Annotated in this window: 16 protein-coding genes and 2 pseudogenes; 9 read left to right on the top strand and 9 right to left on the bottom strand. The window is 69.6% G+C overall.

What is annotated here, in order from left to right; translation table 11 throughout:
- Positions 1-53 precede the first annotated feature (53 nt).
- The 7 genes from ABZ826_RS17110 (at position 54) to ABZ826_RS17080 (ending at position 9,620) form a co-directional block, all read left to right on the top strand.
- Entirely contained in the window at positions 54-971 is a 918-nt protein-coding gene (locus tag ABZ826_RS17110; RefSeq protein ID WP_361448054.1) for a carbohydrate ABC transporter permease, read from the top strand.
- 199 nt (positions 972-1,170) lie between these two features.
- On the top strand, positions 1,171-2,370 hold the full coding sequence (locus ABZ826_RS17105; protein WP_361448051.1) for an ROK family transcriptional regulator: 1,200 nt from the start codon (positions 1,171-1,173) through the stop codon (positions 2,368-2,370).
- 122 nt (positions 2,371-2,492) lie between these two features.
- The gene (locus tag ABZ826_RS17100) at positions 2,493-3,590 is read left to right on the top strand and encodes a substrate-binding domain-containing protein (protein ID WP_361448048.1); all 1,098 of its coding nucleotides are present in this window, start codon (positions 2,493-2,495) and stop codon (positions 3,588-3,590) included.
- A 143-nt stretch (positions 3,591-3,733) separates the two neighbouring features.
- Positions 3,734-4,528 carry an ATP-binding cassette domain-containing protein gene (locus ABZ826_RS17095; RefSeq protein WP_361448045.1) on the top strand — a complete coding sequence of 265 codons (795 nt, stop codon included), beginning with the start codon at positions 3,734-3,736 and terminating at the stop codon, positions 4,526-4,528.
- Positions 4,525-5,838, top strand: a complete 1,314-nt coding sequence (locus tag ABZ826_RS17090; protein WP_361448042.1) for a sugar ABC transporter permease — start codon at positions 4,525-4,527, stop codon at positions 5,836-5,838. The genes ABZ826_RS17095 and ABZ826_RS17090 overlap by 4 nt, the downstream gene beginning before the upstream one ends.
- A 169-nt stretch (positions 5,839-6,007) precedes the next feature.
- Positions 6,008-7,936, top strand: a complete 1,929-nt coding sequence (dxs, locus tag ABZ826_RS17085) for a 1-deoxy-D-xylulose-5-phosphate synthase (RefSeq protein ID WP_361448039.1) — start codon at positions 6,008-6,010, stop codon at positions 7,934-7,936.
- A 172-nt stretch (positions 7,937-8,108) separates the two neighbouring features.
- The gene (locus ABZ826_RS17080; RefSeq protein ID WP_361448036.1) at positions 8,109-9,620 is read left to right on the top strand and encodes an amino acid permease; all 1,512 of its coding nucleotides are present in this window, start codon (positions 8,109-8,111) and stop codon (positions 9,618-9,620) included.
- Here ABZ826_RS17080 and ABZ826_RS17075 read toward each other — a convergent pair.
- Both ABZ826_RS17075 and ABZ826_RS17070 read right to left on the bottom strand, forming a co-directional pair.
- Positions 9,617-10,015 carry an NTP pyrophosphohydrolase gene (locus ABZ826_RS17075; RefSeq protein ID WP_361448033.1) on the bottom strand — a complete coding sequence of 133 codons (399 nt, stop codon included), beginning with the start codon at positions 10,013-10,015 and terminating at the stop codon, positions 9,617-9,619. The two genes, ABZ826_RS17080 and ABZ826_RS17075, sit on opposite strands and share 4 nt — an antisense overlap.
- Before the next feature lie 37 nt (positions 10,016-10,052).
- A complete protein-coding gene (locus ABZ826_RS17070; protein ID WP_361448030.1) occupies positions 10,053-11,165 on the bottom strand; it encodes an LCP family protein in 1,113 nt (370 codons plus the stop codon).
- A 334-nt stretch (positions 11,166-11,499) separates the two neighbouring features.
- Here ABZ826_RS17070 and ABZ826_RS17065 point away from each other — a divergent pair, with 334 nt between their 5' ends.
- Positions 11,500-12,621 (top strand): hypothetical protein, encoded by a 1,122-nt coding sequence (locus tag ABZ826_RS17065; protein WP_361448027.1) that lies wholly within the window; start codon positions 11,500-11,502, stop codon positions 12,619-12,621.
- Between the two features lie 311 nt (positions 12,622-12,932).
- On the opposite strand, the gene ABZ826_RS17060 is transcribed toward ABZ826_RS17065, so the two are convergent.
- From ABZ826_RS17060 to ABZ826_RS17045, 4 genes and pseudogenes are all read right to left on the bottom strand, one after another.
- Complete coding sequence (locus ABZ826_RS17060) at positions 12,933-13,277, bottom strand: hypothetical protein (protein ID WP_361448024.1); 345 nt, start codon at positions 13,275-13,277, stop codon at positions 12,933-12,935.
- Positions 13,274-14,275 carry a glycosyltransferase gene (locus ABZ826_RS17055; RefSeq protein ID WP_361448021.1) on the bottom strand — a complete coding sequence of 334 codons (1,002 nt, stop codon included), beginning with the start codon at positions 14,273-14,275 and terminating at the stop codon, positions 13,274-13,276. Before ABZ826_RS17055 ends, ABZ826_RS17060 begins: the two co-directional genes overlap by 4 nt.
- 627 nt (positions 14,276-14,902) lie before the next feature.
- Positions 14,903-15,220 (bottom strand): annotated as a pseudogene (locus ABZ826_RS17050) (SDR family oxidoreductase); the annotation flags it as partial.
- Positions 15,221-15,470: 250 nt separating this feature from the next.
- Positions 15,471-15,830: pseudogene (locus ABZ826_RS17045) on the bottom strand (signaling protein); the annotation flags it as partial.
- Here ABZ826_RS17045 and ABZ826_RS17040 point away from each other — a divergent pair.
- Positions 15,807-16,193 carry a hypothetical protein gene (locus ABZ826_RS17040; protein ID WP_361448019.1) on the top strand — a complete coding sequence of 129 codons (387 nt, stop codon included), beginning with the start codon at positions 15,807-15,809 and terminating at the stop codon, positions 16,191-16,193. The pseudogene ABZ826_RS17045 and the gene ABZ826_RS17040 overlap by 24 nt on opposite strands.
- Positions 16,194-16,376: 183 nt before the next feature.
- Here the strand turns inward: ABZ826_RS17040 and ABZ826_RS17035 are convergent, their stop codons facing one another.
- The 3 genes from ABZ826_RS17035 to ABZ826_RS17025 all read right to left on the bottom strand — a co-directional run bounded on the left by ABZ826_RS17035 (position 16,377) and on the right by ABZ826_RS17025 (position 21,430).
- Positions 16,377-18,506, bottom strand: a complete 2,130-nt coding sequence (locus ABZ826_RS17035) for a 3-hydroxyacyl-CoA dehydrogenase NAD-binding domain-containing protein (RefSeq protein ID WP_361448016.1) — start codon at positions 18,504-18,506, stop codon at positions 16,377-16,379.
- 73 nt (positions 18,507-18,579) lie between these two features.
- Positions 18,580-19,809, bottom strand: a complete 1,230-nt coding sequence (locus ABZ826_RS17030; protein ID WP_361448013.1) for an acetyl-CoA C-acyltransferase — start codon at positions 19,807-19,809, stop codon at positions 18,580-18,582.
- Between the two features lie 346 nt (positions 19,810-20,155).
- Positions 20,156-21,430: a ribonuclease D gene (locus ABZ826_RS17025; protein WP_361448010.1), complete on the bottom strand. Its 1,275-nt coding sequence runs from the start codon at positions 21,428-21,430 to the stop codon at positions 20,156-20,158.
- Positions 21,431-21,560 lie beyond the last annotated feature (130 nt).

Here is a 21,560-nt window from a genome sequence, read left to right as displayed (position 1 = left end):
AAGCACCACAGGTCGGCCTCCGTGTCCGGCTCGACAGTACGAGGTGAGTACACGTGAAGACCACTGACACCCCTCCCGCGGCCCCGGCGGCGGAACCGGCCCCGGTGGCCAAAGTGCCCGCTCCCGCGGTCAAGGAGAAGAGCAGCGAGGGCCAGGTCCTCAACGTCTTCTCGCACGGTGTGCTGATCATCTGGGCGATCCTGGTCGTCATGCCGCTGCTCTGGGCGGTCATGTCGTCGTTCAAGTCCGACGACTCGATCCTGTCGACGCCGTTGGCGCTCCCCGACAAGCTGCACTTCGACAACTGGTCGCGCGCCTGGAGCCAGGCGCACATGAGCGATTACTTCTTCAACACCATCGTGGTGGTGGGCTGCTCGCTCGTCGGCACCCTGCTGCTCGGGTCGATGGCGGCGTACGTACTGGCGCGGTTCGACTTCCCCGGGAACCGCTTCTTCTACTACCTGTTCATCGGTGGGATGAGCTTCCCGATCATCCTGGCGCTGGTCCCGCTGTTCTTCGTCATGAACAACATGGCCCTGCTGAACACGCGACATGGACTGATCATGGTCTACATCGCGTACTCGCTGCCGTTCACCGTCTTCTTCCTCACCTCGTTCTTCCGGACGCTGCCGACCTCGGTGGCGGAGGCGGCGATGCTCGACGGGGCCTCGCACACCCGGACGTTCTTCCAGGTGATGCTGCCGATGGCGAAACCCGGCCTGATCAGCGTTGGTATCTTCAACTTCCTCGGGCAGTGGAACCAGTACATGCTGCCGACCGTGCTGAATACCGACCCGGACCACCGGGTGCTCTCCCAGGGGCTGGTCGAACTCGCCAACAGCCAGGGGTACAAGGGCGACTGGTCCGGTCTCTTCGCCGGTCTGGTGATGGCGATGCTGCCGGTCCTCGCCGCCTACATCGTCTTCCAGCGTCAGGTCGTCGCCGGGCTCACCGCGGGTGCGGTGAAGTAGCGCCCGTCACCTCCGTACGGAAATCGAACCGCCCGCCGGCCACGCGCCGGCGGGCGGTTCGCCATGTGCGGAAGACTGCCCAGGTGAGGGCCCGGTGCTCATCCGAGGCTTCGCATGCTCAAGGTCTTGACGGGGAGTACCCCAAAACGGTCAGCTTAGAGTTCACATGTTGGAGAAGACGGTAGGAGTGAGAGAGTCGATGGAGACTCCGGGGTCGCAGACATCTCTGCATCGCGCCAACCTTGAGCGAGTGGTGCGCGCGGTGCGCATGGCCGGTTCGCTCACGCAGGCGGAGATCGCACGGAGCACCGGCCTGTCAGCGGCCACCGTCTCCAACATCGTTCGCGAACTGAAGGACGGCGGCACGGTCGAGGTGACCCCCACCTCGGCGGGCGGCCGCCGGGCCCGGAGCGTCTCGCTCAGCGGCGACGCCGGCATCGTGGTCGGTGTCGACTTCGGTCATACGCATCTGAGGGTCGCGGTCGGCAATCTCGCCCACCAGGTGCTCGCCGAGGAGTCCGAGCCGCTGGACGTCGACGCCTCGTCGGCCGAGGGGTTCGGCCGGGCCGAGCGGCTGGTCAAGCGGCTCATCGAGGCGACCGGGATCAGCCCGGAGAAGGTGATCGGGGTGGGCCTCGGAGTTCCCGGCCCGATCGACGTCGAGTCCGGCACGCTGGGCTCCACGTCGATCCTGCCGGGCTGGACGGGCATCAACCCCAGCGAGGAGCTCGCGGGCCGGCTCGGAGTGCCGGTGTACGTCGACAACGACGCCAATCTCGGGGCGCTCGGCGAACTGGTGTGGGGGAGCGGCCGGGGGGTCAGGGACCTCGCCTACATCAAGGTCGCCAGCGGGGTCGGGGCCGGCCTGGTGATCGACGGGCGCATCTACCGGGGGCCGGGCGGCACGGCCGGTGAGATCGGGCACATCACGCTCGACGAATCGGGCCCGGTGTGCCGCTGCGGCAACCGGGGGTGCCTGGAGACGTTCACGGCCGCGCGCTACGTGCTGCCGCTGCTCCAGCCCAGTCACGGGCCCGATCTCACCATGGAACGGGTGGTCCAGCTGGCCCGTGAGGGCGATCCGGGCTGCCGTCGGGTGATCGGGGACGTAGGGCGGCACATCGGCAGTGGGGTGGCCAATCTCTGCAATCTGCTCAACCCCAGCCGGGTGGTGCTCGGCGGTTCGCTCGCCGAGGCGGGCGAGTTGGTGCTCGCACCGATCCGCGACTCGGTCTCCCGCTACGCCATCCCGAGTGCCGCCCGGCAGCTCTCGGTGCTGCCCGGAGCGCTCGGCGGCCGGGCCGAGGTGCTGGGCGCGCTGGCACTGGTGCTGAGCGAGATGGGGGATTCAACCCTTTTGGAAAGCACCCTGTCGACAGCCACTCCTGCCTTCACTTAGATAACGGATGGCACCGTTGTCATCTCGTTAAGGATTTACTCCTTGACGCTGACGTCGCAGCCGAGTTGACTTCCTGCCACCTCGGCCGCACCGCCGCGGCCTCGTCAGGGAGGCAACCCCACATGAACGCAACGACGCGACGCATTGTCATAGGCACGGCCGCTGTTTCCATGGCCGTCTCCCTCGCAGCCTGCGGCAAAGCGGGCGACGACAACAAGGGTGGCAGCAGCGGCGACAGCAAGGCCGTCGGCCTGCTGCTGCCGGAGAACAAGACCACCCGTTACGAGACCTTCGACCGCCCCATCATCGAGGCGAAGATCACGCAGCTGTGCGGCGACTGCAAGGTCAAGTACAGCAACGCGGCGGGGGAGAGCGATACCCAGAAGAAGCAGTTCGACGCGCTCATCACCCAGGGTGTGAAGGTCATCATTCTGGACTCCGTCAACTACGAGGCCACCAAGTCCTGGGTGGAGCAGGCGGCCAAGAAGGGCGTCAAGGTCGTCGCGTACGACCGCCTCGCCGAGGGCCCGGTCTCCGCGTACGTGTCGTACGACAACGAGAAGATCGGCCGCCTTCAGGGGGAGGCCATGGTCAAGGCGCTCGGCGCCAAGGCCAAGGAGAGCAACGTTGTCATGATCAACGGCTCGCCGCTCGACCCGAACGCCCCGTTCTTCAAGAAGGGTGCCCACAGCGTCCTGGACACCCAGGTCAAGAAGGTCGTCTACGAGCAGGACATCCCGGACTGGTCGCCGGACGAGGCCAACAAGAAGATGGGCGCGGCCATCGACTCCCTGGGCAAGAACGGCTTCCAGGGCGTCTATTCCGCCAACGACGGCATGGCCGGCGGCATCATCACGGCCCTGAACAAGCAGGGCGTCAAGGTCCCGGTCGGCGGTCAGGACTCCGAGCTCGCCGGGCTGCAGCGCATCCTCAAGGGCGACCAGGCCTTCACGATCTACAAGCAGATCAAGCCGGAGGCGGAGACCACCGCCGAGATCGCGGTCAAGCTCCTCAAGGGCGAGAAGTTCGACGAGTTGACCCCGACCAAGGTCGACAGTGTCTCCGGCGCGGTCAAGGGCATCCCGGCCAAGCTGTACGACGCGCAGGTCGTGACCAAGGAGAACGTCGCCGACACGATCATCGCCGACAAGGTCTACAAGGCCTCGGAGATCTGCACGCCCGAGTACAAGGCGGCTTGCGAAGCAGCCGGTATCAAGTAGCGCCCTCGGGCCGTGCCTCCAGGCCCCCTTGCCGGTCCGGCGCCCGCTCCGTCAACGCCCCGCAGGCGGGGGCGGGCGCCGGACCTCTCTCGCACACCCCTGTGCTCAGCACCACCATCCCCGCCGGTCAGGCGGCGAAGGAGATGATTCACGTGTCCGCTACGCCCGTGCTGGCGTTGCGCGGAATCTCCAAGCGGTTCGGCGCCGTCCAGGCGCTCACGGACGTGGACCTGGAGATTCACCCCGGCGAGGTCGTCGCCCTGGTCGGCGACAACGGCGCCGGCAAGTCGACCCTCGTCAAGACCATTTCGGGTGTCCACCCGATCGATGAAGGCGTCATCGAGTGGGAGGGCGAGGCGGTCCGGATCAACCGGCCGAACAACGCCCAGGATCTCGGAATCGCCACCGTCTACCAGGACTTGGCGCTCTGCGACAACCTCGATGTCGTCGCCAACCTCTTCCTCGGCAGCGAACTGCGCAAGGCCTCCGTCCTCGACGAGATCGCGATGGAGAAGCGTGCCAAGGAATTGCTGGACACCCTCTCCATCCGGATCCCCAGCGTCCGCATCCCGGTCGCCGCGCTCTCGGGCGGTCAGCGCCAAGTCGTGGCCATCGCACGTGCGTTGATCGGTGACCCCAAGATCGTCATCCTGGACGAACCGACCGCGGCACTCGGCGTCGAGCAGACCGCCCAGGTCCTCGACCTGGTCGAGCGGCTGCGCGAGCGGGGCCACGGCGTCATCCTCATCAGCCACAACATGGCCGACGTGCGCGCCGTCGCGGACCGGGTGGCGGTGCTCCGTCTGGGCCGCAACAACGGTGTCTTCGATGTGGCGGGCACCTCCCACGAAGAGATCATCGCCGCGATCACCGGCGCCACGGACAATGCCGTCACGCGTCGCCAAGCACGCACGGCCACGAAGGAGGACGCGAAGTGAGCGACCTCGCCAAGACCCCCGGGACCTCCACCGAGAAGCCCGCCCCGCAGCCACCGGCCGCCGAGCAGTCGGCAGCCCCCGTACCCGCCGTCGACCCGCGTCTGCTCGTCCGCGAGGAGGGCTTCAAGGGCTACTGGTCGGAGTTCACCCGCAAGGTGCGCGGCGGTGAGCTCGGCTCGCTGCCCGTCTTCGTCGGCCTGATCGTCATCGCGGTCGTCTTCCAGTTCCAGAACAGCAACTTCCTCTCCGCGAGCTCCGTCGCCAACATCGCCGTCTACAGTTCCGGCATCGGCATCATGGCGGTCGGCATCGTGTTCGTGCTGCTGCTCGGCGAGATCGACCTCTCGGTCGGCTCCGTCGCGGGGGTCGGCGCGGCCGTCTGGGCCGTACTCAACGTCAGCCACGGCTGGAACGAGTGGCTCGCGATCATCGTCGCCGTTCTCTCCGGAATGGCTCTCGGCGCGCTGCACGGCTTCTTCTTCGCCAAGATCGGCGTACCGGCGTTCGTCGTCACCCTGGCGGGTTTCCTCGGCTGGAGCGGTCTGCAGGACTGGATGATGGGCGGGGAAGGCTCGATCAACACGCCGTCCGGCAGTGTCGTCGAGAACCTGACCAACTACTTCTTCGAGGACAAGGCCGCCGGCTACGGACTCGCCCTGGTCGCCGTCCTCGCGTACGGCGCCTCGCTCCTGGTGGACAGCAGGCGCCGCAAGGCGGCCGGTCTGCCCGCCCGGCCGACCGGCGAGGTCGTGCTGCGCACCGCGGTCGTCGCGATCCTGTGCTTCGTCGTCGCGTACGTCCTGAACGAGCCCGCGGGCGCCCGTGGCCTGCCGCTCGCCCTGGTGCTCTTCCTCGCCGTCCTGGTCGTCGCGGACTTCGTCGCCCGGCGCACGAGCTTCGGCCGCCAGGTCTTCGCCGTCGGTGGCAACCCGGAGGCCGCGCGCCGCGCCGGTATCAACGTGGACCGGGTCCGGATCACCGTCTTCGCCCTGTCCGGCACGCTGGGCGCCTTCGGCGGCCTCTTCATCGCCAGCCTCTCCGGCGGCGCCACGAAGAGCGTCGGCGGCGGCAATACGCTGATGCTGGTCATCGCCGCCGCCGTCATCGGTGGCACCAGCCTCTTCGGAGGCCGGGGCAAGGTCTGGTCCGCGCTGCTCGGCATGATCGTGATCCAGTCGATCCAGCAGGGCCTGAACATGATCGGTATGGCCAATGCCATCCAGTACATGATCACCGGCGCGGTGCTGCTGGCCGCCGTGGTCATCGACTCGGTCTCCCGTCGCACCCAGAAAACCGCAGGTCGCGCCTGACATCGCGGTCGCCCCACCCAGTGCCCGGCGCCCCGATCGAGGCGCCGGGCACTGTCGGCCGCGGGGCAGGGTCGGGGCAGCACACCCCTGCCCGATGTCTGCCGGGACGGGCGGAACACTAGACTCATCGGATCGGCATGCTCGACCAGCTCAACGCAAGGAGGAACGGGTGGCTCTGCTGACCCGCATCGGTGGACCGCGTGACCTGGACCGGCTCGCTCCCGAGCAGCTGGACCAGCTCGCCGAAGAGATCCGGACCTTCCTCGTCGACGCCGTTTCGAAGACCGGCGGCCACCTCGGCCCCAACCTGGGTGTGGTCGAGCTGACCATCGCCCTGCACCGGGTCTTCGACTCGCCGAAGGACAAGGTGCTGTTCGACACCGGTCACCAGAGCTATGTGCACAAGCTCCTCACCGGCCGCCAGGACTTCTCCAGGCTCAAGAGCAAGGGCGGCCTCTCCGGCTATCCCTCCCGCGCGGAGTCCGAGCACGACGTCATCGAGAACTCGCACGCCTCCACCGTGCTCGGCTGGGCCGACGGCCTGGCCAAGGCCAACGAGGTGCTGGGCAAGGACGACCACGTCGTCGCGGTCATCGGTGACGGCGCGCTCACCGGCGGTATGGCCTGGGAGGCGCTGAACAACATCGCCGCCGCCAAGGACCGCCCGCTCGTCATCGTCGTCAACGACAACGAGCGCTCCTACGCCCCGACCATCGGCGGCCTCGCCAACCACCTTGCGACGCTGCGCACCACCGACGGCTACGAGCGCTTCCTGGCTCGTGGCAAGGACATCCTGGAGCGCACCCCCGTCGTCGGGAGGCCGCTGTACGAGACGCTGCACGGCGCCAAGAAGGGGCTGAAGGACTTCATCGCCCCGCAGGGCATGTTCGAGGACCTCGGCCTGAAGTACGTCGGCCCGATCGACGGCCACGACATCGAGGCCCTGGAGTCCGCGCTCCAGCGCGCCAAGCGCTTCGGCGGGCCCGTCATCGTGCACTGCCTCACGGAGAAGGGCCGCGGCTACACCCCCGCCCTGCTCGACGAGGCCGACCGCTTCCACGCCGTCGGTAAGATCCACCCCGACACCGGCCTCCCGGTCGCCACCTCGGGCCTCGACTGGACCTCCGTCTTCGGCGAGGAGATGGTCAAGCTCGGCAAGGAGCGCAAGGACATCGTCGCGATCACCGCGGCCATGCTCCAGCCGGTCGGTCTGACCAAGTTCGAGAAGGCGTTCCCGGACCGGATCTACGACGTCGGCATCGCCGAACAGCACGGCGCGGTCTCCGCGGCAGGTCTGGCCACCGGCGGACTGCACCCCGTCTTCGCGGTGTACGCCACCTTCCTCAACCGCGCCTTCGACCAGGTCCTGATGGATGTCGCGCTGCACAAGTGCGGTGTGACCTTCGTCCTGGACCGGGCCGGCGTCACCGGCACCGACGGCGCCTCGCACAACGGCATGTGGGACATGTCGATCCTGCAGTGCGTGCCCACGCTCCGGATCGCCGCCCCGCGCGACGCCGACCAGGTCCGCGCCCAGCTGCGCGAGGCCGTCGAGGTCGACGACGCGCCGACCGTGGTCCGGTTCTCCAAGGGCGCGGTCGGCCCGGCGGTCAAGGCCGTCGGCCGGGTCGGCGGCATGGACGTCCTGCGCGAGCCCGGCACCACCCGGCCGGACGTCCTGCTCGTCTCCGTCGGCGCGCTCGCCCCGATGTGCCTGGAGATCGCCGATCTGCTGGACGCCCAGGGCATCACTACGACGGTCGTCGACCCGCGCTGGGTCAAGCCGGTCGACGAGGCCATGGCCCCGCTCGCCGAGCAGCACCGGGTCGTCGTCACGGTCGAGGACAACAGCAGGGCCGGCGGTGTCGGCTCCGCCGTCGCCCAGGCACTGCGCGACGCCGGGGTCGACGTCCCGCTGCGCGACTTCGGCATCCCGCCCCGCTTTCTCGACCACGCCTCCCGCAAGGAGGTCATGGCAGAGATCGGGCTGACCGCGCCGGACATCGCCCGCCAGGTCACCGGCCTCGTCGCCAAGCTGGACGGCCGCTACGAGACGGGCGCGGACAGTGCGGCCGTGATCGAACCCGTCCGCGACTGACCCGCGGAGCACAGGTCCGTACGAGCGACCAGCGTTACGGCCGATGGGCCGGCCGGCCACCCTGTCAGGGTGGTCCGACCGGCCCATTCGTGTGAAATCTCCGGATACCGGCCCTTCGCCGCCGGGGCGGTCCCAATCATGGCGTTCACGACGAGTGCGTGGAGGTACGCCGGTGACTGCCCAGCAGGACACACCACCCAGCAGGAACGGACTGTTCCGGACCAAGACGGTCGAGCAGTCCATCCGCGACACCGAGGAGCCGGAGCACGCACTCAGGAAGTCCCTCTCCGCGCTGGACCTCACGGTCTTCGGGGTGGGTGTCATCATCGGCACCGGCATCTTCGTGCTCACCGGCAAGGTGGCCAAGGAGACCGCGGGTCCCGCCACCGCCCTCGCCTTCGTGGTCGCCGGCATCGTCTGTGCCCTGGCCGCGCTCTGCTACGCCGAGTTCGCCTCCACCGTCCCCGTCGCCGGCTCCGCCTACACCTTCTCGTACGCCTCGCTCGGCGAACTCGTCGCCTGGATCATCGGCTGGGACCTGGTGCTGGAGTTCGCCCTCGGCACGGCAGTCGTGGCGGTCGGCTGGTCCGGCTACGTCCGCTCGCTGATGGACAACTTCGGCTGGACCATGCCCGAAGTGCTCTCCGGAACGGATGTGGCGAAAGGATTCGGGTTCGACATCCTGGCCTTCGTGCTGGTGCTCGTGCTGACCGTCGTGCTGGTGCTCGGCATGAAGCTCTCCGCCCGGGTCACGACGATCGTGGTCGCCATCAAGATCGCCGTGGTCCTGATCGTCATCATCGCCGGACTCTTCTTCGTCAAGGCCGCGAACTACTCGCCCTTCATCCCCGAGGCGCAGCCGCAGCCCTCCGGTTCCGGCCTCACCGCGCCGCTGGTCCAGCTGATGTTCGGCTACGCCCCGACGAACTTCGGCGTCATGGGCATCTTCACCGCCGCCTCCGTCGTCTTCTTCGCCTTCATCGGCTTCGACGTGGTGGCCACCGCCGCCGAGGAGACGAAGGTTCCGCAACGTGACATGCCACGTGGCATCCTCGCCTCGCTCCTCATCTGCACCGTGCTCTACGTGGCCGTGTCGCTGGTGGTCACGGGCATGGAGCACTACAGCGACCTGTCGGTCGAGGCTCCGCTGGCCGATGCCTTCAAGGCCGTCGGCCACCCGGTCTACGCCGGGTTCATCAGCTTCGGCGCCGCCATCGGCCTCACCACGGTCTGTCTGATCCTGCTGCTGGGCCAGACCCGGGTGTTCTTCGCGATAAGCCGCGACGGACTGCTCCCGCGGTTCTTCTCCGTGGCCCACCCGCGCTTTCGCACCCCGTACCGTCCGACCATCCTGCTCGGCGTGGTCATCGCGATCGTCGCGGGCTTCACGAGCATCAACGAACTGGCGACGCTCGTGAACATCGGCACGCTCTTCGCCTTCGTCGTCGTCGCCCTGGGCGTTATCGTGCTGCGTCGGACCCGCCCCGATCTGCACCGCGCGTTCCGCACCCCGTGGGTGCCGCTGCTCCCGATCCTCTCGGTGGCGGCCTCGGTCTGGCTGATGCTGAATCTGCCGGCCGAGACCTGGCTGCGGTTCGCCGTCTGGATGATCATCGGCGTCATCATCTACTTCACGTACGGGCGCGGGCACAGCCGGATCAACGCCCCGGCAGGCCGGGACTAAGGGCTGCGCGACGGAGGCGGCGGCCGCACCGTACGGGGGCCCACGCACCGCGCCCCGCACCGCGCCACCCGCCGACGCAGTTCGCGGTCGGCGGTGACGACGACACAGGCGCGGTCCCCCTGGGCCCCGGTCAGTTCCACGATCAGGTCGTCGCCGCTCCCGGACGCCGATTCCACCCGCACCCCGGGCACCGATCCGATGCCGCGAGCCGTGCCCTCGACGACCAGCACCAGCTCGACGGGGCCGGGGTACCCCGGCAGACCGGCCGCGGCGAACGGGACCAGTGAGTCCCGCAGCCGTTCGGCCGCGCCACGCCGGTCCCGCCACCAGCCGTCGGGCACGGACCCGACCACATTGGCCGCGTCCACGATCACCAGGGTCCGTTCGCTCAGCATGCCGGAAGCGTGCCACGCACCGGCCGGCGCCGCTCCGTCAGCCGCCGGTGGCGGGGGACTTCTTCGCCGACTCCGGGATCGTGCCGTCGTTGCGGATGGCCTTCCACAACTCACCGGCCTGTGGCTGGGCCGCCACCACCCGGTTCGGGTCCTGCTTGTCGTACGCCACCGGAAGCATGATCGTTTCCATGGTGTTCGGGTCCACGCCGTTCATCGACCGGCCGAAATCCGCGAGGGACGTCAACGAGGCGAGCCCGGAGTCGGTGGTCAGCGACTTGGTGGCGGAGTTGGCGATCTTGTACGACTTGGTCGGACTGCCCAGCAGATTCTGCGACTTGACCTCGCTCAGCAGGGCCAGCAGGAACTGCTGCTGCAGACCGATCCGGCCGAGGTCGCCGCCGTCCCCGATGCCGTGCCGGGTCCGGACGTACGCCAGCGACTGGGTGCCGTCGAGCTTGTGCGTCCCCTTGGTGAGGTGGAGACCGGAGGACTTGTCGTCGATGTCCTGCGGTACGTCGACGGTGACGCCGCCTATCGCGTCGACCAGATCCTTGAACCCGGCGAAGTCGATCTCCAGGTAGTGGTCGATCCGCACCTTGGACATCTTCTCGACAGTCTTGACCACACAGGCCGGACCGACCTGGGAATAGACGGAGTTGAACATCACGCGGTTCGCGGACGGCACCGACGAGCCGTCGGCCTTCGTGCACTCGGGCCGGGTCACCAGGGTGTCGCGGGGTATGGACACGGCGACGGCCTTGGTGCGGCCCTCGGGTATGTGCACCACCATCGCGGTGTCGGACCGGGCACCGCTGACGTCGCCGCCGCCGCCCAGTTCCTTGTTCTCGGCGCCGGCCCGCGAGTCCGAGCCGAGAACCAGCAGGTTCTGACCACTGGTCGGCAGCTTCTCGGGCCGGTCGTCGCCGAGCGCCTTGTCGATGTCGACGCCCTTGATGTTCCCGTCGAGGCGGCTGTACAGCCAGTAGAGGGTGCCGCCGGCGGCGAGCACCAGAACGAGCAGGCTGATCAGTACGATGCGGCCGGTACGGCGCCTAGGGCGTCCGCCCCCGGCGTCCTGACCGCGTCTCTTCTTACGGGAATCGGCCCGCCCTGAGGGGCGCGGACCGGGGGGAACCACGTCATGGCTCATCCTGCGAGTCCCTTGATCTCGTGGCCGCGGAAGGGCCGATGGGGCTGGGGACTCGGGTGGGGCCGGTCCACGCATGTGGGGGGCTGAGCGTGCACTATAGACAGGTTTTCGAATTTTATGTAATCCTTCGCGCGATCTTCAATTCCGGAATCGAATTGTTATTCCTTCCGTGGTAGGGCGGTTGTCCGGCGGGCACCTCGATGCCGGGGGAGCGCTGGTCCCCGGTGTGAACCGGGAAACTATGATGGGTGGGTTCGGCCCTTTGCGTGCCGGAGAGCCGAAATGGCCTCCGATGCCGGGGTCGAGGAACCATGGGGAAGGACGACTTCACGTCATGCCGGTCAGATCCAGGCGCGCTGCCCGGGGAAGGGCCCCGATTCCGGGCGCCGACATCCACGACGCAGGCAGGGAGCGAGCGGCGCGGGCGACTGCCGACGGCCGCTGGCTCGTGCTCGGCAAGGACGGCAGGCTCACCGCCTACGCGCTCTGCGACGAGGGACTGCTCCGCTGGACGGAGACCCGTCCCGGTGGCCCGGACTGGAAGGGCCCGGACCTCTTCCCGGTGGCCGGCCTGAGCCGGCTGTCGGTGACTCAGGGCCTCGACGGCTTCGTGCACTTCACCGGGCGTCGCACGGTGCGCAAGGACGCGGGACCGGTCGTCGACCTCGTGCACGCCACCCAGTTCCAGTCCGGACGCCCCGTCACCGCGTGGCACTCCCTCGGCAATCCGCACAAGGACCGCGAGAAGGCGGCCCGGCTCGGGACGCCGGCGGCCGCCGTCAACGCCGAAGGGCTGTTGCACGTCTTCGTCCGCAACGCCGACGGCAGGCTCGCGCTGCGGCGTGAGAAGTCGGGCGGCAAGTGGGAGGGGTGGCAGGACCTCAAGGGCGGCCGGCTCCAGGACGGGGCGGCCGTGGCCCCGACCTCCTCCGGACGCGTCGAGGTGCTCGTCCCGGGGGAGGGGCGGGCGATGCGCTGGAGCCAGAACGAGTCCGGCGGCGCCTTCACGCAGGACCAGGACATCCCGTTCGCCCAGGTCCCGGGCACTGCCTCGGCCCTGGAGACCGCACCGGACAGGGTGACGTACTACTGGGCCGACGAGGCCACCGGCGGTGTCGTCGCGCACCGCCCCGGCACCTGGGCGATCCCGCTCAACAGCTCGGCCGCGAACGGTCCCGTGGCGGTGCTGCGCGCCATGCTGGACGGCTACGACTGCACCGTACTGGCCCATCGCGACCCCGAGGGCCAGATCATGCTCACCGCCTGCGGTACGGAGAACGAGGGGGCGGGCGTGTGGTGGTCGCCGACGGGCGAGTGCTGTACGGGCGGACCGGCGCTCGCGTACGACGCGTACGGCCGCGTGGTGCTCGCGCTGATAGGTGAGGACGGCGCTCTGCACGTCGCCCGGCAGAGCCGTGAGCCGGGCCTGGCGCTGGAGCGCTCGGTGCGGGTCTGAGAGCCTGTCGGGCGGCCTCTGATCGGGCGGCCACGCCCTGGCACGCACTCCCCCAAGGCCTTGAGGGCCAGGGGGGACCCCCTCCCGCGTTGCCGAAATGCCCTGGTAGCTCCATCCCCGAGCTCTCAGCTTCGTTCGAGCAGGGGAGACCCCATCCGAGGACATCCCGGCGCCTTGGAATCGCACGCACCAGACCGCGTCCGCTGTCCGATCGAAGGCCGCCCGACAGGCTCTGAGCCGCGAGAATCGCGCGGACCGGGGGCACCCACCACGGTGGGTGCCCCGTTCACGTCTGCGGGCGGATTCATGGCTCAGGAGGCGGACTTCAGCCCGAGCGACAGGTAATTGCTGTCCGTGTAGTACGGGTTGAAGGTCACCGAGCGGCCCTCCGCGGTGGTGACGGTCCGCTTCGGATAGACGTGGATGTGCTTGCGCTGCATGATCTCGTCGCCGAACCGCCCCAGCCGCAGCCGGTGCGCCTCGCCCGTCACCGTCAGATTCCCCGGAATGCTGAGCGACAGGTCCCAGATGGTGTCGACATCGACCATCCGGTCCGCGTACTGATGGAGATCGAGGGTGAAGACGGCCCCGCCGTCCGAGAACGCGCACGGGATGGTGATGTAGGAGTCCGCGTCCTTCCGGCTCTGCGCGATCACCTGCGCGCCGTGACCGGCGAGGTCGACCTGCGGACCGCCGGGCACCGAGGGGGCCCCAGAACGTAGCACCGGACGCTGAGATGCGAGCCGTTCGTCTCCACCGACAGCACCTCCGCATGAGCGGGGAACTCACGCGAGACGATCTGGAGGAAGCCCCCGTCCTCGGAACGCCCGAACGTGCGGAACCGCACCGGGCCGGCCTCGGCCGGGGAGGAGATCAGCGCATTCGCCGACTGCTGGAGTTCGTCGACCTTCACCCGGCGCATGACACCGTCGTCCTCGCGGCGCAGCAGCACGTTCCGCGTTCCGGAGCCCAGCCGCAGCTGCGCCGGTACGCAGGCGTACAGACGCCCGTCGGTCGTCTGCTCGGCCTGCGCCGCCAGCAATGCCTGCCGCCCGTCAGCCGCGTTGACGCACAGCACGGTGAGCCGGCTGCCCGGCGCCCGCGCCGGATCGACCGCGAACTCCAGGTCCCCCGCGGCGGTGGCCCGGCACAGCGCCTCGGGCCGGTAGGCGCGCGCCGTGAGCAGGCGCGAGAGGTACGACTCGTACGCCTGCGCCTGCGACTCGTTGCTGTAGTGCCGGGACTTCTCCACCGCGTTCGCTCCCAGCCGTACGCGTAGTTCGGCGTCGCTCAGCAGCCGGTCCAGGCGCTCGGCGAACGCGTCCGCGTCGCCCACGGGCGAGAGTGCGCCGTCCACCCCGTCGGAGATGATCTCGGACGGGCCGTGCGGACCGGCCGTGCTGAGTACCGGCACACCGCAGGTCATGGCCTCCACGATGGTCAGGCCGAACGTCTCGTCCGTCGAGGTCGAGGTGTGCAGCGCCGCCTTGGCCAGCTCCTCACGCAACTGCCTCGTGTGCCCCATGAGGAGGATGCGTTCGTTCGCCCCGAGATCGTCGATGAGCTTGCGCAGTTTCGCCTTCTCGTCGCCGCTCCCGTAGATCCGCAGGGTCCAGTCCGGGTGGTTCCCGCCGAGCTGCGCGAAGGCGTTCACGAGCAGGTCGAACCGCTGCGCCGTAGGCGTCCCGGTGCGTCTGGGCGCCCTTCGCCGCCACGGTGACGAACCCGTCCAGCCGCGGAATCGCGGCGTCCAGCATCTTCCGCGAGGCCGCGGTCTGGTGGTGGTAGTGCGTGTGCGCCTGACCCAGCGTGATGTACTGCCCGGTCCCCAGAGCGGTCAGCAGGGACACCGTGTTGGGGGCGGTGGCGATGACGACATCGGCGTCGCAGCTCTGGAGATAGGCGGCGGCCCGTTCGTCCATCAGCCGGCTGTAGCGGTTCTTGTCGTCGGCCTTGAAGCCCGTGCAGTGCTGCGACGCCGTCGCGTGCAGCGGGTTCGCCAGGTCCGGTGAGCCGCCGCGGGTGTCCACGAGTGTGCGCAGGGTGACGCCCGGCCCGAAGCGGAGCGGCGGAACGTCGTGGTACTGGAACAGGCTCACCAGCTCGACCTCGTGCTGCCGGGCCGCGAGCGCATCGGCGAGCGTCTGGGTGGCGACGGACGTACCGGCCTGTCCATAGGCGCTGTACATCAGAAAAGCGATCTTCACGCGGGTCCTCCTGGATCCGTGGCCGTGGCGGCTTCAGCTCCGAATTCCGTGGGCGCCGGTCTTCGGGACGGGGTTCAGGCGGGCCGGCTTCCGGAGTCGTCGAGCACTTGCGACAGGGCGGTTTCGAATGCCGAGCCGGGCGTCGGGGCGGGGCGCGGCCGGCGCACATCGATCACCTGGCCGGTCATGCCGGAGAGCAGGACGTCGAGCGAGCTGCGCGCGACCTCCCGCGAGGCGGGCAGCGAACCGGTGGGCTCCTGCCCGAACACCCCGGTCCGCGCCGGCGTCACGGTCCGCTCCGGATTCATGCAGTTGACCCGGACACCGTCCTCGGTCCACTCCTCCGCCAGCGCCTGGGTGAGGTTCACCATCGCCGCCTTGACCGAGGAGTGTGACCGAGAAGCCCACGCAGAGCCGGGGCTCCGGACCCGGTCCTACGGCGATCCCCTCCGGTTCACGGAAGTCCAGCCCCGGCGCGACGGTCACCTTGCGGCGTCCCGCCGCCCGCCCGCTGCGTACGTCGATCGCCGAAACATAGGTGTTGCCCCCGGAGGAGGGCGGGTTGTCGCCCGTCGCGTCCGTGTAGGGCCGCCCGGTCAGCTGGTAGATGTGATCCCTGTACAGGGCGCAGCCCTGGAACGTCTCGCCGTCCCGCAGCGGGACGTCCACCACGCGGTGCAGCGGCGCGTACCGTCCGGCGAGGAAGTCCGCCACACGGTGGACCGCGTAATGATGGGTCCGGCCGATCCAGTGGCTGACCAGGACGCGGCGGCGTGTCGGATCCAGGGTCGGATGGACCTTGTGGCTGCCGGGCAGCGGGCGATGGTGCCGTATTCGGGGCGACGCGCTGTCGAGCACCGCACCGTCGTGGAACGGAACCCGGGCGACGGCACGTCCGTACCCGGTCCGGGTGTCCACGTCGGACTCCACCCACAGCAGTACGTTCCCGCCCGAGGACTCCACCCCGAACGAGATCCCGTGACCGAACCCCCGCAGGTGCATGTGCCCGGTCTCCTCCCCCGAGGGGGAGAGTGCCGTTACGCACATATCGCCCGCCAGCCGCCGGGCCCGGCCGCCGAGGGGCCGCTTCTCGCCGGGAAGCCGGACGGCGGCCGGTACGACCTGGAGCGCGTACATCTCGCCGGCCGCACCGCCGTACGAGATCGACTGCGGCCCGAGACATGGTGCAGCGGGCTCGGCGGCAGCAGCTTCGAGGCCGTGCCGATGTCGAACAGTCCGACGGATCCGGCGGGCGGCACGTCGTCGCCCGCACTGTCACCCAAGGATCCGCCCAGCAGGACGCCACCGGCCGCCGCCACCGCGGTCCCCCCGCCCGCCAGGAGCAGCGCTCTGCGACCGATGTGACTCCTGGTGCCCGCCATGCCTGACCGTGACCGCCGTCTCTGCTCGGGCAGGGGACGTCGTCCGCCTCTGGGGTGAGGTCGGACATTCTGTCACCGCCTCGTCGAGCCCGGACGACCCGGGCAACACGGACGGAGGGTACGGCCCGCGCGCCGGGCCGTACCCTCCGTCGTCGAGCTCGCGGTGTTACGCCGGAACGCTCGCCACGCCCTGCGCCAGGAACTTCTTGCCGTTCACCCGCTCCGAGACGCCCTCACGGTCCAGGTACGGCGTGATGCCGCCCAGGTGGAAGGGCCAGCCCGCGCCGGTGATCAGGCAGAGGTCGATGTCCTGGGCCTCGGCGACGACGCCCTCGTCCAGCATCAGACCGATCTCCTGCGCGACCGCGTCCAGGACGCGGTCGCGGACCTGCTCCTCGGACAGGGTGACGTCGCCCTGCTTGAGAAGGGCCGCGACCTCCGGGTCCAGCTCCGGCTTACCGGAGTCGTAGACGTAGAAGCCGCGCTTGCCGGCCTTGACGACCGCCGCCAGGTTCTCGGAGACGGTGAACCGGTCCGGGAAGGCGCGGTTCAGGGTCTCGGAGACATGCAGACCGATGGCCGGGCCGACCAGCTCCAGCAGCACCAGCGGGGACATCGGCAGACCGAGCGGCTCGATGGCCTTCTCGGCGACCTCGACCGGGGTGCCCTCGTCGATGATGTTCTGGATCTCGCCCATGAAGCGGGTGAGGATGCGGTTGACGACGAACGCCGGAGCGTCCTTCACCAGCACCGCGGTCTTCTTCAGCTTCCGCGCCACACCGAACGCCGTGGCCAGCGAGGCGTCGTCGGTCTGCTCGCCGCGGACGATCTCCAGCAGCGGCAGGATGGCGACCGGGTTGAAGAAGTGGAAGCCGACGACCCGCTCCGGGTGCCGCAGCTTGGACGCCATCTCGGTGACCGAGAGGGACGAGGTGTTGGTGGCGAGGATCGCGTGCGCCGGTGCGACCGCCTCGACCTCCGCGAACACCTGCTGCTTGACGCCGATCTCCTCGAAGACGGCCTCGATGATGAAGTCGGCGTCGGAGAAGCCCTCCGCCTTGTCCAGCACACCGGAGACCAGGGCCTTGAGACGGTTGGCCTTGTCCCGGTTGATACGGCCCTTGCCGAGCAGCTTCTCGATCTCGGCGTGGACATAGCCCACACCCTTGTCGACGCGCTCCTGGTCGATGTCGGTCAGCACGACCGGCACCTCCAGACGGCGCAGGAACAGCAGCGCCAGCTGCGAGGCCATCAGGCCGGCACCGACGACGCCGACCTTGGTGACCGGGCGGGCCAGGGACTTGTCCGGAGCGCCGGCCGGGCGCTTGGCGCGCTTCTGGACCAGGTTGAAGGAGTAGATCCCCGAGCGCAGCTCGCCACCCATGATCAGGTCCGCGAGGGCCTCGTCCTCGGCGTCGAAGCCGGCGCCCAGGTCGCCGTTCTTCGCCGCGGCGATGATCTCCAGCGCGCGGTACGCGGCCGGGGCCGCGCCGTGCACCTTGGAGTCGGCGATGGCCTTGCCGCGGGCGACGGCCCGGTCCCACGCGTCACCGCGGTCGACCTCGGCGCGCTCCACGGTGACCGTGCCGTTCAGCACGTTCGCGGTCCAGATCAGCGACTGCTCCAGGAAGTCCGCACCCTCGAAGAGGGCGTCGGCGATCCCGAGCTCGAAGACCTGCTTGCCCTTGAGCTGGCGGTTCTGGTTCAGCGAGTTCTCGATGATGACGGAGACCGCGCGGTCGGCACCGATCAGGTTCGGCAGCAGTGCGCAGCCGCCCCAGCCCGGAACCAGACCGAGGAAGACCTCGGGCAGCGAGAACGCGGGCAGCGCCTTGGAGACGGTGCGGTAGGTGCAGTGCAGACCGACCTCGACGCCGCCGCCCATCGCCGCGCCGTTGTAGTACGCGAACGTCGGGACCGCGAGGCCGGAGAGGCGGCGGAAGACGTCATGGCCGCCCTTGCCGATGGCCAGCGCGTCGGCGTGGTTCTTCAGCAGCTCGACGCCCTTGAGGTCGGCGCCGACCGCGAAGATGAACGGCTTGCCGGTGATGCCGACACCGACGACCGCACCCTCGGCCGCCTCCTTCTCGACCTGGTCGACGGCGGCGTTCAGGTTCGCCAGCGACTGCGGTCCGAAGGTGGTCGGCTTGGTGTGGTCCAGGCCGTTGTCCAGCGTGATGAGGGCGAAGCGGCCCGCACCGGCCGGCAGGTCGAGGTGGCGTACGTGCGCCTGCGTGACGACCTCGCCGGGGAACAGCTCGGCCGCCCCCTTCAGAAGCTCAGTGGTGGAGCTCATGCCTGACCCTCGCTTCGCTCGGCCCAGCATTCGCTCAGGCTGCAGCTCTTGTCGGTTCGCTCGCTGCGCTCGCTCACTTGTTGCCTCCGTCTGCCGTGTCGAAGTGCGGGTTCTCCCAGACGACCGTGGCGCCCATGCCGAAGCCGACACACATGGTGGTCAGGCCGTAGCGGACCTCCGGCTGCTCCTCGAACTGGCGGGCCAGCTGCGTCATCAGACGCACACCCGAGGAGGCCAGCGGGTGACCGTAGGCGATGGCGCCGCCGTACTGGTTGACGCGTGCGTCGTCGTCGGCGATGCCGTAGTGGTCGAGGAAGGCGAGGACCTGGACGGCGAACGCCTCGTTGATCTCGAACAGACCGATGTCGTCGATGGTCAGCCCGGCCTTGGCGAGGGCCTTCTCGGTCGACGGGATCGGGCCGTAGCCCATGACCTCCGGCTCGACGCCCGCGAAGGCGTAGGAGACGAGGCGCATCTTGACCGGGAGGCCCAGCTCGCGGGCGACGTCCTCGGCGGCGAGCAGCGAGGCGGTGGCGCCGTCGTTGAGTCCCGCGGCGTTACCGGCGGTGACCCGTCCGTGGGCGCGGAACGGGGTCTTCAGGCCCGCGAGGGACTCCAGGGTCGTGCCCGGTCGCATCGGCTCGTCGGCGGTGACCAGGCCCCAGCCGGTCTCACCGGCCTCGGCGTTCGTGCGGCGCACGGAGATCGGCACCAGGTCCTGCTGGATCTTGCCGTTGGCGTACGCCTTGGCGGCCTTCTCCTGCGAGCGGACCGCGTACTCGTCGGCGCGGAGCTTGGTGATCTGCGGGTAGCGGTCGTGCAGGTTCTCCGCCGTCATGCCCATGAACAGGGCGGACTCGTCGACCAGCTTCTCCGACACGAAGCGCGGGTTCGGGTCCACGCCCTCGCCCATCGGGTGGCGGCCCATGTGCTCGACACCACCGGCGACGACGACGTCGTACGCGCCGAAGGCGATGGAGCCGGCCGTCGAGGTGACGGCGGTCAGGGCGCCCGCACACATGCGGTCGATGGAGTATCCGGGGACGGACTGCGGCAGACCGGCCAGGATTCCGGCAGTGCGGCCCAGCGTCAGACCCTGGTCACCGATCTGCGTGGTCGCGGCGATGGCGACCTCGTCGATCCGTGCGGGGTCCAGGTCCGGGTTGCGGCGCAGCAGCTCCCGGATGGCCTTCACGACGAGATCGTCGGCTCGGGTCTCGTGGTAGATGCCCTTCGGGCCCGCTTTGCCGAACGGGGTGCGGACGCCGTCGACGAAGACGACGTCCCGGATGGTACGAGGCACGGTGGCTCTCCTCCAGGGTGCGGGATGGCACTGCTGCGGGGCACGCCCAGGGGCGCGCCGCTCCCCTCATGCTACTTGCGGGTAACCACACTGCCCACCCCTTGCGGCGGGAGCGGCGAAGGTCACATGCGGACGGGTGGGTGCGTCAGCCGTTTCGCCCCAAAAGTCGGACGGGCCGGAGGTGCCCTGCGCGTGCCGACGGGACGGGCCGCGGGACCGGTCGCCGGCGATGCCGGGAGCGACGATCGCCGGACGGGGCGGAGGAACAGCCCGTCCGGCGATCAAGGACGCGATGCCGCCGGAGGTCGCGCAACCTGGCGTGAATACGACCCTCGTCGGCGAGCCCTCAGGCCGCCGACATCAGTGCGCGGACCAGGAGTGGGGTCACGTGTTCGATCTGCCAGCGCCGCGCCCCGTACCCGGTGAGCGCCATCTCGACGGCGTCCGGGGTCGGATGCTTGGGCGGCTCCCAGCAGACCCGGCGCACCGTGTCCGGGGTGATGAGGTTCTCCTGCGGCATGTGCAGCCGCTCGGCGAGCTCCGACACCGCGGTCCGGGCGGCCGAGAGCCGGGCCGCGGCCGCCGGGTCCTTGTCGGCCCAGGCGCGGGGCGGCGGCGGACCGGCGATCGTCTGACCGGGCTGGGGGAGTTCCGAGTCCGGCAGTGCCTTGGCCCGGTCGACGGCCGCCTGCCACTGCTCCAGCTGCCGCCGTCCCATGCGGTGGCCGAAGCCGGGCAGGGCGGTCAGCGCATGGAGGTTCGGCGGGAGTGCGAGTGCGGCCTCGACGATCGCGGCATCGCCCAGGACCTTGCCGGGGGAGACGTCCCGGCGCCGGGCGATCTCGTCACGGGCGGTCCACAGCTCCCGTACCACCGCCATCTGGCGCCGGCGGCGGACCTTGTGCATGCCGGAGGTGCGGCGCCACGGGTCCTTGCGCGGGGGTGCGGGCGGCGCCGAGGCGATCGCGTCGAACTCCTCCCGCGCCCACTCCAGCTTGCCCTGCCGGTCGAGCTCGTCCTCCAGGGCGTTGCGCAGGTCGATCAGCAGCTCGACGTCGAGCGCCGCGTAGCGCAGCCACGGGTCGGGCAGCGGGCGGGTGGACCAGTCGACGGCGGAGTGGCCCTTCTCCAGGGAGTAGCCGAGCACGCTCTCGACCATGGCCCCGAGGCCGACCCGCGGGAAGCCGGCGAGGCGCCCGGCCAGCTCCGTGTCGAAGAGCCCGGTGGGGGTCATCCCTATTTCGCGCAGACACGGCAGGTCCTGGGTGGCGGCGTGCAGGATCCACTCGCTGCCGCGCAGGGCGTTTCCGAGCCCCGACAGGTCGGGGCAGCCGACCGGGTCGATCAGTGCGCTGCCCGCGCCGTTGCGGCGCAGCTGCACGAGGTAGGCACGCTGGCCGTAGCGGTAGCCGGAGGCGCGCTCCGCGTCGACGGCCACCGGGCCGGAGCCCGCGGCGAAGGCGGCGATCACCCGGGCGAGGGCGTCGTCGGAGGCCACCACCGGGGGAATGCCCTCGCGCGGTTCGAGCAAGGGGATCGGCGCCGGGGCGACGTCGTCCGGGGGAGCGCCCCCGGTGGTTCGCAGTGAAGTGTCTGCTGCGGTCTCTTGGGCGTCGGTCACGTGTCAAGGGTATCCGTGTAAGTGCGGCGCGCCGGGCGCGTAAAGTAACGAGTGCGCGGCGGGGTGGATGTATAAAACCCGGACGCGCGGGAGCCCGGGGCACGCAGGGGGGGGGGGGGGTGGGTTTTTG

Origin of the sequence: Streptomyces sp. NPDC047515, assembly GCF_040643055.1 — a bacterium.
GTDB lineage: Bacteria > Actinomycetota > Actinomycetes > Streptomycetales > Streptomycetaceae > Streptomyces.
Note: the sequence above shows the minus strand (reverse complement) of the source record. Positions and strands in the feature narration are given on the sequence as shown.

Coding starts and splice junctions, on each gene's coding strand:
- ABZ826_RS17105 (WP_361448051.1), top strand. CDS start 1,171: ATGGAGACTCCGGGGTCGCAGACATCTCTGCATCGCGCCAACCTTGAG.
- ABZ826_RS17100 (WP_361448048.1), top strand. CDS start 2,493: ATGAACGCAACGACGCGACGCATTGTCATAGGCACGGCCGCTGTTTCC.
- ABZ826_RS17095 (WP_361448045.1), top strand. CDS start 3,734: ATGATTCACGTGTCCGCTACGCCCGTGCTGGCGTTGCGCGGAATCTCC.
- ABZ826_RS17075 (WP_361448033.1), bottom strand. CDS start 10,015: ATGCTGAGCGAACGGACCCTGGTGATCGTGGACGCGGCCAATGTGGTC.
- ABZ826_RS17070 (WP_361448030.1), bottom strand. CDS start 11,165: ATGAGCCATGACGTGGTTCCCCCCGGTCCGCGCCCCTCAGGGCGGGCC.
- ABZ826_RS17065 (WP_361448027.1), top strand. CDS start 11,500: ATGCCGGTCAGATCCAGGCGCGCTGCCCGGGGAAGGGCCCCGATTCCG.
- ABZ826_RS17035 (WP_361448016.1), bottom strand. CDS start 18,506: ATGAGCTCCACCACTGAGCTTCTGAAGGGGGCGGCCGAGCTGTTCCCC.